We start from the raw sequence: 15,142 nt of genomic DNA, 5'->3' as shown, positions 1-15,142 counted from the left end.
CATAAAAAAGGGGTTTCCAATTGGAAACCCCTTTTTTTATGTTTATGATTAATTATAAATTATAGTATTGATAGCTTGAGAAGAAACTTCGGGTACTTTAAAATTTAACGTAAATTCTAAATTTTCATTAGTATAATTATATTGTAAATTCCCATTATTAACATTGTAATAGCCCGCTTCGCTGCGACAAAAACAATGCTTACCGAAAAACATTTTGACTTGTTTTAATTCTGTATTTATTAAATTTGCTGTAGCTTTTTTATTGTCTATTTCAAATACTACTTCCTCGCGGTATGAAGCGTCTTGCAAATCTTCTGGCATTCTTCTAGAATATTCAAAATAGACGACAGATGTTGTGGTTGCATCGACCAATTCATAATACATTTTACCAATACCGTCTTTTTTTATTAGTAAACTTTTATTTTTATAAACTTCAATTTTACAATCGCCGTCGTCTGGGCATTTTTGTAGTTTTTTAACGGTCATTTCTTTGCTTTGTGAGTTCACATTTGATGTATCTTCTATGGTTTTACACGAAAAAACTGAAAAAAGAATAACTATTGGTAATAATGTTTTCATAATAACTTGTTTATTGGTTAGTTTTAAAATGCAATAAGCGTACCGAAAATAATTATTTTTGTTTAGGTAACTATTTACCATTAAAGGCATTCATAGTATTGTTTAAACCTGCCAATACAAAAGATTTTATTGCTTCTACTGAAACTGATAATCGTTCTTTTAGTTTTTCTTTTTCTTCTTCGGTCCATTCGCCAAGCACATAATCTACTTGTCGTCCTTTCTTAAAATCGTCGCTTATACCGAAACGAAATCGCGGATATTCGGTTGTGTTAAGTAATTGTTGAACACTTTTTAAACCGTTATGGCCGCCATCGCTTCCTTTTGCTTTTATGCGAATTGTGCCAAAGGATAAATTTAAATCGTCAGTAATAACAAGAATGTTTTCTTTTTCGATGTTTTCTTTTTCCATCCAGTATTTAACTGCTTTACCGCTTAAATTCATATAGGTATTTGGTTTTAACAAAAAAACGGTGCGTCCTTTTATTTTTAGTTCGGCAATATCGCCAAGTTTTGCCGTTTTAAATTCGGTGTTTTCTTGGTTAGCTAAAAAATTTACTATTTTAAAACCAATGTTATGGCGTGTGTTTACATATTCGCTTCCAATGTTGCCAAGTCCTACTATTAAAAATTTTTTCACAGGTGTTTTAGGTTTTGATTTAAAGATATGTGTTAACCATTTCATGGTACAAATGTATCTAAAAATGATGACATTTCGGTTTTTAACCCTGATTGAAGCGAGCTACCGTGTAGCGCGAAAAGCAGGAAAATGGTTTGCAAATAAGCCATTCGATTTGTTTTGTACATAAAAAAAGCACCCCGAAAGGTGCTTTATGAAAAGTTTTTTTGCAAAAATTATTTTTTCTTTGCTGCTCCTTTTTCTGCTTTTGCTGCTTCTTGCGCTGCTTTCATTGCGGCACGAGAAATTCTTACTTGGCAAACTACAGTGTTATCTGGGTGCATTAACTTAAAATTATTTGTAGCAATTTTTGTTACATATAATTTATTACCCATTTGAAGCGGTGTAATGTCTGCCTCTACAAAATCTGGCAAATCTTTTGGTAATGCTTTTACCTTTAAACGACGTTGGTTTAAACGCAATACACCACCTGCCATAACACCTGGCGATTTTCCTACAACTTTTACAGGAACTTCCATAATAACTTCTTTATCGCCACTTAATTGATAAAAATCGATATGTAAAATTTTATCTGAAACAGGGTGAAATTGAATGTCTTGTAAAATACAAGCTACTTTTTCGCCTCCTTCTAGTTCTACTTCAACAGTATGCGCATTTGGAGTATATACCAAGTTTTTAAATGCTCTTTCATCTGCTGAAAAATGTACTGGTTGTTTTCCTCCGTAAATAACGCAAGGAACGAATCCAGCATCGCGAACGGCTTTTGTTGCTTTTTTGCCAACGCTTTCTCTTTTTTGTCCTTTAACTGTAATTGACTTCATTGTCTAAAATATATAATTAATAAATAAAAATTTACATTAAAAATTTTCCGCTTATGGAATTGTTGTTTTGTACCATGTGCATTACTTCTGCAAAAAGATTAGCGCACGTAACTACTTTTATTTTATTTGATTCTTTCTTTAACGGAATAGAATCGGTAACGATTAATTCTACTAATTGCGAGTTTTCTATTTTTTCATACGCATTTCCCGATAAAATAGGATGTGTACAAATAGCTCTAACACTTAATGCTCCTTTTTCCATCATTACATCGGCAGCTTTTGTTAATGTTCCACCAGTGTCAATCATATCATCTACAAGCACTACGTGTCTTCCTGTTACATCGCCTATTAGTTCCATTTTATCTATAACATTTGCTTTTTTGCGTTGCTTGTAACAAATAACCACATCGGATTCTAAAAATTTAGAATACGCATAAGCTCTTTTAGAACCTCCCATATCTGGCGATGCTATGGTTAAATTTTCTAGATTTAAACTTTTTACATACGGCAGAAAAATGGTAGAAGCGAAAAGGTGATCAACTGGTTTTTCGAAAAATCCTTGAATTTGGTCTGCATGTAAATCCATGGTCATTATTCTTGTTGCGCCTGCTGTTTCTAGCAATTTGGCTACTAATTTTGCTCCTATGGGTACACGAGGTTTGTCTTTTCGATCTTGCCTTGCCCAGCCAAAATAAGGAATAACTGCTGTAATGTGCCGAGCAGAAGCTCTTTTTGCAGCATCAATCATTAACAGTAGTTCCATTAAATTATCGGAAGAAGGAAACGTAGAGCAAACTAAAAACACTCGCAATCCGCGTATTGATTCTTCGAATGAGGGTTGAAACTCGCCATCACTATATTTTGAGAACGTAATTTTACCTAGTGGAACGCCATAGCTTTCGGCTATTTTTTCCGCTAAATATACACTGCTTGAACATGCAAAAATTTTTGCTTCTTGTTCGTGTTGTGACATATTAATTTATTGTTTAGTAGTTAGTTAGTGTTGTGTTGCTGTAAATGAGGTGCAAATTTAGAAATAAAATTTAACTCTGAAAGCAATTTTTAAACTATTTTGCTTTCGTTTTTATAAAAAATATATACATTTGCACTTACAAAATTCTTGCCGCGGTGGCGGAATTGGTAGACGCGCACGACTCAAACTCGTGTTCTTCGGAGTGTGGGTTCGATTCCCACCCGCGGTACTTAAAAAACCTCTAATATGTTGTTAGTCAATAAGTTAGGGGTTTTATTTTTAAATTTTTGCCGATTTTTTGCCGAAAAAATTATAATAAATTAGACTTTTTAAATTTCATATTGATAACTTCAATTTTCAACTTAAAATTCTCTCTCTTTAATTTAATTATTTTTTCTTCAAGTATCTCATTCTCTATTTTTATTTTTTCTATTGAAAATTTTTTCTCTGATTTCATAAGTGATTTTTTAAACTGTTTAAAACTATCTTATTTTTTAGAAATTAAAAAATAAAAAGAATAGTTTTTGATTTGGTTTTTGTAATTTTGTTATTCAAAAGTGGCTTACGCACTTCGTCTTGTAGGTTTGGTTTTTGTCCGCCTATCGTGCTACAGCCGCTTTTTTCATTTTCTATTTTTCCAACTTCAATGTTTTTCAGCTTTGTTTTTCTATCGTTGTAAATTGCTAGAGAAATACGAACGTGCCTTTTTACGCCATCAATTACAAGTTTAGATTTAAAATTAAAATACCCTATAATTTCTTTTGGGTCAGTTTCTTTTCTATCGCCAAAATTATTATAAGTAGAATTTTCAATAATCTGTTTTAATTTTGAAATAACCGCGGCTTTTTCAGAATACATAGCTTCGCCATAAGCAATTTTACGCCCAGAGCTTTTTTCAAATTCCACTTTTTTTAACTCTGTTTTTCTATTTGTTTATGATGTAACAAAGTTGCAACACGAAAGATTTTAGACAGAAAAAATAAAAAGTTTAAAAATTTGAATTTATCTTACCTTTCTACCCAAACCCAGTAAAATAAGTACTTAACAAAAATTTTTCTATCTTACCCAAGTTACCCATCTTACCCGATTTTGTGAGGGTAGAATAAGGTAAGATAGGGTAAGATAAATAATTAATAAGTTACCCTTTAATAAACTAATAAAATCAGCACAAAAGACCGTTTTGGGTAAGATAGGTAATTATTTTATATAATTGGTTTCTTTTTTACCCAATAGCCATAAAGCCCATTATTTTTTACTCTTTTATGTCCGGAGGATTTCAAAGCTTTTCCCATAGCGATATGATTTAGACTAATTCCTGAAGAAATGTGGAGTTTTATATAATTTAAAACGTCCGAAGAGTTTAAAAATTCCGATTCTTCTATTTTTGTTGCAACTTCAAAAAACTTATTCAAGAAATCTTTTTCTGGTGTTGTTATTTGAAATTTATCATTTCTCTCTTCATTCTTTTTAATGTCTTCAAAATTCATAGTTTCATCAAACGTTTTATCTTTAGATAAACAATAAGCTTGAGACCAGAGATTATCAATATTAAAATCTAATTTATAACTCCAGTCAATTTTTTTTACAACAAAGCAAAGCCATCGAACAGACCCTGTTTCGTCTTGCAAAAAAGTACTCATATTAGTTGAGCCTATAAAACTTGCAACTCGTGGTATTATTGAATTTTTTCTATCGTATGGTAATCTTTCGTTAATCTTATCTTTACTAAAGTAAGATTTCAACTGATTTATTTCTTTTCTGGATAAAACGGCTAATTCATCAAGATTAATTAAAAAATTTTTACAAAGTAAAATTCTCGAATCTTTATCATTCCCTATATCTTCAGCAAGGTAATTATCGAGTTCTTTAGGACAAAGAAATCTACACCAAGAGCTTTTACCTATATTTTGTCCATCTCCCTCATCTGTCAAAACAAATGCTTGTTTATTAAAATAGTCTTCAATTATTGAACACTTGACAACACGAACACACCATTTTTTAAAATGGTATTGCAATTGCTCTCGATCTTCCTTTTCATCTAAAATAAGATACTCTGTAAATTTGGTAATATAATCAGTTTCTTTATCCCATTCTTTAAGGTTTTGAAAATAGCTTAATATTGGGTTAAACTTTTCTATTATATTACTTTTTAATATTGCAATTAATTGAATTTAAAGGTACTTTTATGCTTTTCTTTTGTAATTCTAACCATAAAATTTTCGTTGCAAGGTTGCCAATCATTTTTGTTTTTTTCTGTTATTTCAACTTCTAAAGATATTGTGTTAAATCTTAAATCATAATTTTCATCTAAATAGTCTTCAACAATATGAAAAATAGTTGTAGTTTCTTTTTCTTCGTGTTTTGCGGTTTCTACAATAATATTTTTATTTGTTTTCTGCTTAAAAAACTCGACAATCATTTTACCTTTTCAAAACATAAAATCCGCAATATCATTTATGTTTTCGGGTAGTTACAACTATTTTATTTGAGGGTATTGTTCAATTATTCTTTTTACTGCACTTAAACCAGCGTTATCGTTATCTGTTAGCAAATAAATAGTTCGCTACAATGTTTGTTGCAACGTTTCTATAGTTCTTTCTTTAAATGTTGATTCTCGCTTCTAAAAGAAACTGCACTAAACCCGTTTGCATTTAAAACCAAAGCATCTTTTTTCCTGCACAAATAATAATATTTTCAACCTTTTTATTTAATTGTTGCAACCCAAAAATATCATCTTGAATTAACCCGTTTTGTCCAAATTTATTTCTTTCTTTCTGTTTTGGAATATAAATCTCATTCCGTCCATTTACCTCATAACAAAAAAGCAATTTCATTTACTTTAAAGTTAAATATGCAATCTTTATTTTTTCGCTCACTAAAAAAGGAATATGATTGGCTGGCTGAAACCTTATATTTTTTTAAAGTTTCAATAGTTACACCATATTTTCCCAAAAAGCAAATGTCTTTTTCTTCAAATTTATTTTTTTAATGCTGTTAAATTTGAATTGTTGTGGTTCTATTGTACTTGTTGTTGCAATTTGTTTTGAACCTTTCTTTACTACGCTTTTATTAGGTTTTACAAGGGTTTTACTTGTTTCAACGCCTAATTGCAACCATAAATTGTTTTCTGTTGCAACAAATTTCAAAAGTTCTTATTAAATCTTTTTACAGTCTAAACTGTTAAGTTCTGCAACAAGTTGAAAGCAATCTCCACTTTTTTCGGAACTATAACATTTGAAACTACCGTTTTTAAAAACTTGGAATGAGGGATTTTTATCTTCAGTAAAAGGACTTGATATGTTACTTTTAGGTAAATCATTTAATTTCAATGCTTTTAAAGTTATTTCAATAGGCGAAATATAATTTAAAGTGTATCTTTGTTTAAGTTACTCTTTATCATAATAGTAGAAAATTATAGCCAATTGCAACGGTCATTGCAATTGGTTTCAGTGATTTATTAAAATTATTCATTTTTTTTAAGGCTTGTAGAACCTCGCCTTTTTTGTATCTAACCTTATAACCTATCCTGTAAGCAGGAATGATGTCTTTTTTAGTCCAATCCCATAAGGTTACTAAACTAACAGAGAGAAGTTTTGCAGTTTCTTCCCTACTTAATAATTTATCTTTGTCATTTTGTTGCAACTCTTTTGCAACTTTTTGAAAGCTTCATTTATTCCTTTTAGAATTTCGTTTTTAAATTCTTGTGCTGAAGTACGTTTTCGATTTGAAAGAATTTGTTTTGTCATAACTATTCGTTTTTTGAATTGATATGACAAACTTAAGGTGGGTTAATCTGCTATAATATTTTAGGGTATCCTAAAACCTACCCTAAAATGTTTTTATATAATTCGTCTATGTAATCGTTATCTGCTTTTGTTTTTTCTTTTTTTCTTTTTTTTCCAGCTGATCTATCAAGTTCTAAATAATTGTTTTTAATAGTATCTTTATGAACGTCTATCAGATAAGTTAGTATTTCTCCTTTTTTTGTTGATGAATAATTTTTCCATTTTTCATCATACAATATTTTTCAAGTAACAGAATTTTTTTAGAGGTATCAAGATTTTTATTTTTTTTTGTTTTATCTTTTAATGGTGGATTTTTATAAAGTAAAAAGCCTTAATATCCTTGTTGTCGAAATCTTCTATAACATTTTTGTTTTTTAAAATGCTCTCTATAAATTCAATTTCCAAATCTTATAGGGTAATACTTTCTTGAAAAAGTAACAAACTCATCTATATCTTCTATATTTAAGTCGTTTATTTCTTTACCCGAAATAAAGTCTTTAAATAGTTCTTTTTTAACTTATATATCATTTCAGATAGAAAAATCTACCCAGTTATGAAGTTGTGAACCTACTGCTTTATTCATAAACAGCAAACTGTATTCACATTCTGAATTATCTAATTTTTTCCACAATTTCTTATATCTTCCTTTTAAAAAGTTTCTTTATCTTCTTTAGAAGTAAATTTACTCAATTTAAACAAAAGGGTATTTAGCCCAAATAGCTGAAAATCTTCTTTAAATTCGCTTTCAATTACCCAATTCACTTCTTCTGCAATTTGTTTACAAATTTCAAAATCATCATCACTTAAAGTCCTTTCTTTGCTATGGTAAAACTCTCTAAATTGTCTTGAATAAAATGAGTTTTAAAATTCTTTATTTGTCAACTTATTATCCATACTATGATTTATTTTTCCAATAATCACTGATTTTCTTTATATGTTCATCGTTACTAGCCTTAACGTAGTTTATAAATGTCTTTTCCGACGTGTGTCCTGTTGCTTTACGGATAATTGCAACATCTATTCCAGCTAAATATAAATTTGTTGCAAAAGAACGCCTACAAGTATGGGAAGTAACTAATTCCCATTTTTCAAAATAACCCTCAGCTTTTGTTTTACTTTCTTCATCACGTTTTGAACCGAATACTTTTTCTTTCAAACCAACTTCTTTTGTAACTTCTTTTATGTATTTATTAAACTTTTGGTCTGATATTTTTCTTGGAAAATCTCCATTTCTTTTTTTTAATGTTTCACTAAAAAGGGTGAATGGGTATTGTTAAGTTTTGATTGGTTTTTGTTGTTGTAATGTTTATTACATTTCCAAGAATATTGTCTTTAGTAATCTTTAAAAAATCAGAAACCCTTAACCCAGTAACTAAACCAATTACGAATAAATCTCTAGTATTGTCTAATTTTTCGCTGCAACTAAAATCATACTCAAAAATTTGTTTGATTTCATTTTCATTTAAGTAAATATCAAAAGTTTCATTTTTAGGAATTGAAAACTCCTGATGCTTATATTTTGGATTGATTTGATAACCGTCTAAATTCAATATTTCGACAAAGTGTTTTTATTCTATTAATTAAAGAACCTATTGAATTATTATTTAGACCATATTTTTCACGGCAGAAAAAAATAAAATCTCTATGAAAATTCAAATCAATATCTTCAAAACGATATTTTGTATTTTGACTTTCCTCAAAATCTTTCAATTTCGTGAGTGTAGAAGTATAATTTTTTATTGTATTTGCAGTAATTGGCTTTCCATTATTAAGTCTTTTATGAGCTGTTGCAACAAATCTCTCAACCCAATCAATAAAATACGCCTTATAGAGTTCGTCGTCTGAAACTCGACCAAAAAAAGATTCGACTTTTACTTTTAACCAATCCTTTGAAATGAAAGCTTTATTGTTATAGTCAAAATTGTAACTATCGTAAATAAATCGTTCTAAATCGTCAAGTTTTTTATTTAACTCATCAGTATTTAAAGAATTTACTCGTACTTTTATTCTTTGTTTTGATTCCGACCAGTCCGATATAAGTGTACTTATTCCTGTTCGTGTTTCTGGTCTAGTCGCTTACTATCCCAAAAACGAACATAAATGCTGCAATACTTTTTTTACCCTTAACAATAAAATATTTCAAGTTCATTTCTTGCCGAAATTTTGCCGAAATATACTTAATTAATTTTAATTAGGCTTAATTTCAGTTAATAAAAAAGTTTGTCTTAAAATTTGTTAGGCATTAAAAACAAAGAGTTGCAACAATTTTAAGTAATTCAGAAAATAACTGATTAAGAACTGTTAATTCCCACCCGCGGTACAAATAAAAAGGAAGTTCGTTTGAACTTCCTTTTTTGCTTATGATGATTGACTCATTTCTACAAAATATTTATAAAACAGTGGTATTGTTTCGATTCCTTTTTAAATAATTAAAAATTCCAAAGTGTTCATTTGGCGAATGAATAACGTCGCTATCTAAGCCAAAACCCATTAATATTGTTTTGCTTTTAATTCTTTTCAAATAGTGCTACAATAGGAATGCTTCCGCCTGAACGTACAGGAATTGCAGGCACACCAAAAGTTTCGGTATAAGCTTTATTTGCTGCTTTGTAACCAATACTATCAATAGGAGTTACATACCCTTGGCCGCCGTGGTGAGGCGTAACTTTTACTTTTACAGCTTTTGGAGCAATACTTTCGAAATGTTTGGCAAATAGTGTTGTAATTTCTTCCCAATCTTGATTAGGCATAAACGCGTGAAATTTTTGCATAGGCTTTGGCAATGCTTGTTTTTGCGCCTTCGCACGTATAGCCGCCCCAAATTCCGTTTACATCTAATGTGGGACGAATAGAATTCCGTTCATTTGTTACATAACCTTTTTCCCCATAAACATCGTTAATATCTAATGCTTTTTTATAGTTTTCTAATGAAAATGGTGCTGCCATTTCGGTTCTTTCACTCAGTAGATAATTCTTCTTTATCGTAAAACCCTGGAATGGTTATGTGGTTATTTTTGTCGATGACAATCATTTTTGCCAAAATATTAATAGAAGTTGGCTACCGCGCCACCGTACAAGCCCGAATGCAAATCGCGGTTTGGTCCTGTTACTTCTACCTCAACATAACTTAAGCCTCGCAAACCTGTTGTTATAGATGGTTGTTGGTTCGAAATCATTCCTGTATCGGAAATTAATATTACATCGTTCGCTAATTTTTCTTGATTTCGTTCTACAAACCAGCTTAAACTTTTTGAACCTACTTCTTCCTCGCCTTCAATCATAAATTTTACATTACAAGGCAAGTTGTTGTTTTTTATCATGTATTCGAAGGCTTTAACGTGCATATACATTTGTCCTTTATCGTCGCAAGCGCCACGGGCAAAAATGGCTCCTTCAGGGTGAATTTCTGTTGTTTTAATTACGGGTTCAAATGGTGGCGATGTCCATAAATCCATAGGGTCTGGTGGTTGCACATCGTAATGCCCATATACTAGAACGGTTGGTAAATTTGTATCGATAATTTTTTCGGCATACACAATTGGATAACCTGGTGTTTCGCACAATTCTGCAAGATCTACGCCTGCTTTTTCTAAACTTTCTTTTACGGCTTCTGCTGTTGAAACAACATCGTGAGCATAAGCACTATCGGCGCTAACTGATGGTATTTTTAATAATTCTATTAATTCTTGTATAAAACGTTCTTTATTTTGTTGAACGTATTGCTTTATATTCTCCATTTTATAATTTTAGATATATTCAAAATTACAAAAAAATATAGCTTATAAAAGTAAAAAACCAATCTATTTCAGATTGGTTTTTTAAAAGTATTTAATTCTTTATTTAAAAAATTACTTTTTGTGTAACTGATTTTCCGTTTGTTAAATGAATGGTAACCAGCAAAACTTGGTTTTGTTTTTGAATTTTTTCTATAGGTAAAAACAATGTATTTTGTTGCTCTTTTTTATAGAGTATTTGCCCTAAAGTATTGTAAATTTCTACTTTTTCTATAGTTTCTTTAGTTGAATGAATAGTTAATGTATCACCATTAGAAATATAAACATTACTGTTTGAAGCAACAGCCGATTCGGCACTTAAAACTGTGTTTTTATATACTAATACAAATCTATTACCATTATAGCCTTGTGTAGCGGTAAAAGTATATGGAACTTCTCGCAAATCGTGATATATAGCTAATTCTGCGTCGTAAAGAAAAATATCTTGATTTGTTTCTAAAAATAATCCATCAATTTTATTAATACCTATACTATACACTCCATTTGTTGGAACTAAAATACCTAATGGCACTTGATCATTATCATTAAAAGGTAATGCTCGACCTTGAATTAGGTATTTTTCATTTTCAATTAAACTATAGATATTAAAAGTGTTCTGTGCATAAGGAATTGCATCAAACATATTGTCGTAACCATTTGTTGCCCCTGTTGCGTATCCAATTAAAGTGGTAACCGAATTGTTGTTTTCTCCATTAATTAAATCTAACCAAATTCTATGTTTTTCAGGTTCTTCATTTGATAGATTTGCCTTAGAACTTGTACTTCTATAAAACTGTGAGTTGTCATAAGTAGCACCTCTTGTTCTCATACTATTATTAAAAACAACATAATTAGTATTATCTGCAACAGCTGCACCATCGACCATACTTACAAAAAACCCTTGACCCGCTGGAATATAATCGCCATAACCATCTGGATTACTTCCTAAGCCGTTTACCGAAATATAAGAATTTACGTCATAATTTAAAACGAAATCTTGATAAAAAGGATCAGGATTAGAAGCGCTTAACGGCGCATTATGTCTCCAAATATAAACCGATCCTTTTATACCTGTACTGGCATTATTATTTGCTGTTAAAAATGTTGCTAAAGAAATTGCAGATGGATATGGATTACCCAATAAGTTCCAATTATCATCATCTGTATTTGTGTTCATATCGCTTCCTCTTCTAATAGCTATTGATGCGACACCATTTCTTGCAACACCTGTAAAACTTCTACTTAAAATATTGCGCATTATATAACCTTTTGCTTTAATCATTGGTGTATTTAATGCTGGCAACCAATATCCTTCGGTTCCATTAGCATTTGTTGCAACTGGATCCCAGTGATAAATGTATCCTGAACTTGGAGTATTTACCCCTTCAACTGGCGATGACCAATAAACATAATCATAAGAATTTCCTGTAGTAGTTCTGTTGTAAGTAATATTTCCAGTATTAACACCTGAATCATCAAGTTGAATTAACGATCCGTCATCTTCAATAGTGAAAGTTGCGCCTGTTGTGGTTACATTTTTTGTTACTTCAATAAAATCATTACTATTTACTATAACTGTTTTTCCTGAATTAACAACTAAATTTCCTTTAGCAATTAAATTATTTGAAATACCAGTAGTAAAATCATTATTTAAAACTACATTATAAAACTCTTCGGTACCTTGAGGTGTAACGTTGCTAATAACCTGATCGGTTGAGCCATCGAAATGAACCGTTCCGTTTCCTTCTTCAAAAGCGGCTTGCCCCATGTTATTGGTCCAGTTACCATATAAATGTATGGTTCCGTCGGTTGTTGCAGAATTAGAATCGTCCATATCTAATGCACCTGCAGGACTGTCAATTAATAAGTTTCCGTGAACTTCTAAAATATTATTTACGTTGCCTACAATTTCAACTTTTTCACCTGTAATGGTTAGGTTTTTAGCTTTAGCTAAATTATTGTAATACGAAGCAAATGGAGCTGTTATATCAATTTTGGCTTGGTTATTAGTTGTATTGTCATTTACTAAAACATCAACTGTTTCATCTGGTACTACAAGCGTATCCCAATTTGAACAATTAAACCAATTGGTATCGGTTTTTCCTGTCCACAACCCCTCTTGTTCTGTACCTGTAACTATAGTCATTGTAGGGCAAGTTGTACTTCCCACATAATCATATCCATTGGCATAATAATCTGTATAACTCGTATAATAATCCCAATTTGAAGGGTTGTTTATTAAAGCAATCCAATCTAATCTCGTTCTATTGATTGTTGAAAAATCAGGATCTACTGGGTCGTTAAATTTTACTTGTGAATAACCTGTTTCTGGATTTTCTACATTTGTTGTATAACATTCTCTTTTTGGAAAAACTGTTGACCCTTTTGTACTTGCATAACCAGGAGCTGTTTTCCAATCAATATCAGTCCATCCATACAAAACATTTCCATCATAAGAAATATCATGAGATCCCGAAGGGTTTGTCCATGTTCCACCTTGAGTAATCCAAACTTGATCGTCTTTATTTAAGTCAAAAAACGATGATAATACAGAGCCTTTATTCCAATTGTTGTCTATAGCACCACATGTATAAACTGTAAAATGAGAACCATTGTTAGCCCCACCGTTTTGTGTATGAATGGTTATAATTGTTCCTTTAGGTAATGTTGTAGTCGTTCTTTCAAGTGAAATAATACCTTCGGTATCGCCCCACAAACCAGCAGAAACTCTTTCATACCCATTATCTGTTAAGTATATTACTGTTCCTGGCAATAGGTCTTGAAAACAAACGAAAGAAATTTCGTCTGCTGATCCAGATGATTCTGCTGCTGTATTAACAGCTAAAATAGCCAAGTCTCCAGGTTGAAGTGTGGTAACATTTGCAATATCAAATGAACTACTACTTACACCTGTTAATCCTGTTGAAGAAGCGGTTAAGGTAAAACCAGTTCCTGTGGTGGTGTGAAGTATTCCCGAAAAAGTTGCTTCGCCATTAACAGCCGTTACCGAAACTGGATCTCCGATCATAGTTCCTGTACTAGTAATACTAACTGTTCCTGTAAAGCTTGTAGCTACATTACCACAATTATCGGTAGCTGCAACAACAACATTGCCCATAGCTGCATTAACACCTGTTGTTGATGGTTGCGTTGTAAAGGTTAACTCTGTTGCAGTAACTGCGATAGCATTTTCACCGTTGGTTGATGCTTGTGCCGAAAAACTAGATTTTTGCGAACCTGCTGCTGCAAATGTTGTATTAGCGTTTGACAATGAAAATACAAAATCTTCTCCATCAAAAGCATCGGCTCCTAACGGACATTTTAAAGATAAACGCAACGAAAGCGTTTTGTTTGTATTATCGGCAACCGAAATAGTTAAACCTGTAAATTGAATTTGATTAGCCGTAACTGTTCCTGATGCAATAAAAGTACTTCCATCGAACAGTGCTATCGTTTCAATTGCATCAGACCAAGTTCCTACTTGATTTCCAGAACCTTGTGCTAATGTAAAGTCGGTTAAAATAGTGGGTAAGTTATCGGCATCAGCAGTTCCGCCACCATCGCGAACGGTAAATTGCCATACTTGCACACCTGTTGTAGACGTCAACGGTGCTGCATTGTTTACTGTACTCGAAATTGTACTACTTTCAGATGCTGTAACTGCAACAATATCGGAATTAGAAGACGCTGTAACATTACCACTACAAGTAACAGTTTTTGAAGTAGCTCCGCTACTTGATGCAGTTATATCTTCATTATTGTAATTTCCTACAGACAATCCCGCTTTTAAGCGTACATAAATAGTTGTATTAGCAACACTTCCACTAGAAGGGGTTAGCGATAAACTACTAGCATAGCCACTACCCGATGTTAATGAAATTTCGTAGTTTGTAGGTGCTGCTAAAGCAAGGTTTGCTGTTAGGTTTGAACCGCTAACCGTAAACGATTGTGAAGCAGAAGAGCCACTACCTACTACATAGGTAAAACCATTTAGTAAAGTTGGGGTAACGGTAATTGTGGGTCCAACTGGTGCTGCTGTTGTAATTACTACTTCATCAATATAAACTGTAGCCCCTGTTCTATAAAATTGAACTTTATCAACATTAGGATCATTTACTGTAAAAGTTTGAGCAGCATTAGTTGTACCAAATGAAATTGGTGAACCCGTAGGTTGTGTCCAGGTTGCACCATTATCAGTAGATATTCTCACTTGAAGTCCTCCAGAAGCTGTACTAGCTTGAACATTAAATGATATAGTGCCAACACCACCAGTTAATGTTGGAGTTGTAATTTGTGCTCCTGTTTGACTTCTTAGTTGTAAAGAATAAGAGCCAGCAGTTGCACCTGTCGTTCCTCTAATAACTTGATTAGCAGAACCAGTCCATGTGCCCGAAGACAATGTGTAAGAGGTTGTAGAACCATAAGAAGTGGGTAATCCACTTTCGAAACTTTCGGAAATCTGCCCCCAAGAGAAAAAAGAGCACAAAAAAGTTATTATTACTAATCGTAAATTCATTTTATAGTTTTTTTATAGTTTTGTCTAAATTTTAAAAAATCGGGAACAAATTTATTCA

Annotated in this window: 17 protein-coding genes, 1 tRNA gene and 1 pseudogene; 1 reads left to right on the top strand and 18 read right to left on the bottom strand. The window is 31.7% G+C overall.

The window, feature by feature from the left end:
- Nucleotides 1-48: 48 nt before the first annotated feature.
- The 4 genes from R2808_RS02415 to R2808_RS02400 all read right to left on the bottom strand — a co-directional run bounded on the left by R2808_RS02415 (nucleotide 49) and on the right by R2808_RS02400 (nucleotide 3,010).
- A complete protein-coding gene (locus R2808_RS02415; protein ID WP_371269338.1) occupies nucleotides 49-579 on the bottom strand; it encodes a hypothetical protein in 531 nt (176 codons plus the stop codon).
- Nucleotides 580-649: 70 nt separating this feature from the next.
- Entirely contained in the window at nucleotides 650-1,261 is a 612-nt protein-coding gene (gene pth, locus R2808_RS02410; protein WP_371269337.1) for an aminoacyl-tRNA hydrolase, read from the bottom strand.
- A gap of 170 nt (nucleotides 1,262-1,431) precedes the next feature.
- Complete coding sequence (locus R2808_RS02405; RefSeq protein ID WP_371269336.1) at nucleotides 1,432-2,037, bottom strand: 50S ribosomal protein L25/general stress protein Ctc; 606 nt, start codon at nucleotides 2,035-2,037, stop codon at nucleotides 1,432-1,434.
- A gap of 31 nt (nucleotides 2,038-2,068) precedes the next feature.
- A complete protein-coding gene (locus R2808_RS02400) occupies nucleotides 2,069-3,010 on the bottom strand; it encodes a ribose-phosphate pyrophosphokinase (protein WP_371269335.1) in 942 nt (313 codons plus the stop codon).
- Between the two features lie 149 nt (nucleotides 3,011-3,159).
- Here R2808_RS02400 and R2808_RS02395 point away from each other — a divergent pair.
- Nucleotides 3,160-3,239, top strand: a tRNA-Leu gene (locus R2808_RS02395).
- A gap of 81 nt (nucleotides 3,240-3,320) precedes the next feature.
- On the opposite strand, the gene R2808_RS02390 is transcribed toward R2808_RS02395, so the two are convergent.
- The 14 genes and pseudogenes from R2808_RS02390 to R2808_RS02325 form a co-directional block, all read right to left on the bottom strand.
- Entirely contained in the window at nucleotides 3,321-3,467 is a 147-nt protein-coding gene (locus R2808_RS02390; RefSeq protein ID WP_371269334.1) for a hypothetical protein, read from the bottom strand.
- A 44-nt stretch (nucleotides 3,468-3,511) separates the two neighbouring features.
- Nucleotides 3,512-3,916: a hypothetical protein gene (locus R2808_RS02385; RefSeq protein ID WP_371269333.1), complete on the bottom strand. Its 405-nt coding sequence runs from the start codon at nucleotides 3,914-3,916 to the stop codon at nucleotides 3,512-3,514.
- Nucleotides 3,917-4,212: 296 nt separating this feature from the next.
- Entirely contained in the window at nucleotides 4,213-5,055 is an 843-nt protein-coding gene (locus R2808_RS02380) for a VapE domain-containing protein (RefSeq protein WP_371269381.1), read from the bottom strand.
- A gap of 116 nt (nucleotides 5,056-5,171) precedes the next feature.
- A complete protein-coding gene (locus R2808_RS02375; RefSeq protein WP_371269332.1) occupies nucleotides 5,172-5,429 on the bottom strand; it encodes a hypothetical protein in 258 nt (85 codons plus the stop codon).
- Nucleotides 5,430-5,661: 232 nt separating this feature from the next.
- Nucleotides 5,662-5,844 (bottom strand): hypothetical protein, encoded by a 183-nt coding sequence (locus tag R2808_RS02370; protein ID WP_371269331.1) that lies wholly within the window; start codon nucleotides 5,842-5,844, stop codon nucleotides 5,662-5,664.
- Between the two features lie 99 nt (nucleotides 5,845-5,943).
- Nucleotides 5,944-6,156 carry a hypothetical protein gene (locus tag R2808_RS02365; RefSeq protein ID WP_371269330.1) on the bottom strand — a complete coding sequence of 71 codons (213 nt, stop codon included), beginning with the start codon at nucleotides 6,154-6,156 and terminating at the stop codon, nucleotides 5,944-5,946.
- A gap of 9 nt (nucleotides 6,157-6,165) precedes the next feature.
- Complete coding sequence (locus tag R2808_RS02360) at nucleotides 6,166-6,339, bottom strand: CHC2 zinc finger domain-containing protein (RefSeq protein ID WP_371269329.1); 174 nt, start codon at nucleotides 6,337-6,339, stop codon at nucleotides 6,166-6,168.
- A 67-nt stretch (nucleotides 6,340-6,406) separates the two neighbouring features.
- On the bottom strand, nucleotides 6,407-6,652 hold the full coding sequence (locus R2808_RS02355; protein WP_371269328.1) for a helix-turn-helix domain-containing protein: 246 nt from the start codon (nucleotides 6,650-6,652) through the stop codon (nucleotides 6,407-6,409).
- A 181-nt stretch (nucleotides 6,653-6,833) separates the two neighbouring features.
- Nucleotides 6,834-7,031, bottom strand: coding sequence for a hypothetical protein (locus tag R2808_RS02350; protein ID WP_371269327.1), 198 nt, complete (start codon nucleotides 7,029-7,031; stop codon nucleotides 6,834-6,836).
- 659 nt (nucleotides 7,032-7,690) lie between these two features.
- Nucleotides 7,691-8,005 (bottom strand): tyrosine-type recombinase/integrase, encoded by a 315-nt coding sequence (locus R2808_RS02345; RefSeq protein WP_371269380.1) that lies wholly within the window; start codon nucleotides 8,003-8,005, stop codon nucleotides 7,691-7,693.
- A gap of 40 nt (nucleotides 8,006-8,045) precedes the next feature.
- Nucleotides 8,046-8,345 (bottom strand): hypothetical protein, encoded by a 300-nt coding sequence (locus R2808_RS02340; protein ID WP_371269326.1) that lies wholly within the window; start codon nucleotides 8,343-8,345, stop codon nucleotides 8,046-8,048.
- Entirely contained in the window at nucleotides 8,308-8,610 is a 303-nt protein-coding gene (locus R2808_RS02335) for a phage integrase SAM-like domain-containing protein (protein WP_371269379.1), read from the bottom strand. The genes R2808_RS02340 and R2808_RS02335 overlap by 38 nt, the downstream gene beginning before the upstream one ends.
- Before the next feature lie 543 nt (nucleotides 8,611-9,153).
- Nucleotides 9,154-10,532 (bottom strand): annotated as a pseudogene (locus tag R2808_RS02330) (dipeptidase).
- 103 nt (nucleotides 10,533-10,635) lie between these two features.
- Complete coding sequence (locus R2808_RS02325; RefSeq protein ID WP_371269325.1) at nucleotides 10,636-15,084, bottom strand: hypothetical protein; 4,449 nt, start codon at nucleotides 15,082-15,084, stop codon at nucleotides 10,636-10,638.
- Between the last annotated feature and the right edge of the window lie 58 nt (nucleotides 15,085-15,142).

Source organism: Flavobacterium sp. (assembly GCF_041392005.1).
Classification (GTDB): domain Bacteria; phylum Bacteroidota; class Bacteroidia; order Flavobacteriales; family Flavobacteriaceae; genus Flavobacterium.
This window is presented reverse-complemented; position numbering and strand designations above follow the sequence as displayed.

Coding starts and splice junctions, on each gene's coding strand:
- R2808_RS02415 (WP_371269338.1), bottom strand. CDS start 579: ATGAAAACATTATTACCAATAGTTATTCTTTTTTCAGTTTTTTCGTGT.
- pth (WP_371269337.1), bottom strand. CDS start 1,261: ATGAAATGGTTAACACATATCTTTAAATCAAAACCTAAAACACCTGTG.
- R2808_RS02405 (WP_371269336.1), bottom strand. CDS start 2,037: ATGAAGTCAATTACAGTTAAAGGACAAAAAAGAGAAAGCGTTGGCAAA.
- R2808_RS02400 (WP_371269335.1), bottom strand. CDS start 3,010: ATGTCACAACACGAACAAGAAGCAAAAATTTTTGCATGTTCAAGCAGT.
- R2808_RS02390 (WP_371269334.1), bottom strand. CDS start 3,467: ATGAAATCAGAGAAAAAATTTTCAATAGAAAAAATAAAAATAGAGAAT.
- R2808_RS02375 (WP_371269332.1), bottom strand. CDS start 5,429: ATGATTGTCGAGTTTTTTAAGCAGAAAACAAATAAAAATATTATTGTA.
- R2808_RS02370 (WP_371269331.1), bottom strand. CDS start 5,844: ATGAAATTGCTTTTTTGTTATGAGGTAAATGGACGGAATGAGATTTAT.
- R2808_RS02325 (WP_371269325.1), bottom strand. CDS start 15,084: ATGAATTTACGATTAGTAATAATAACTTTTTTGTGCTCTTTTTTCTCT.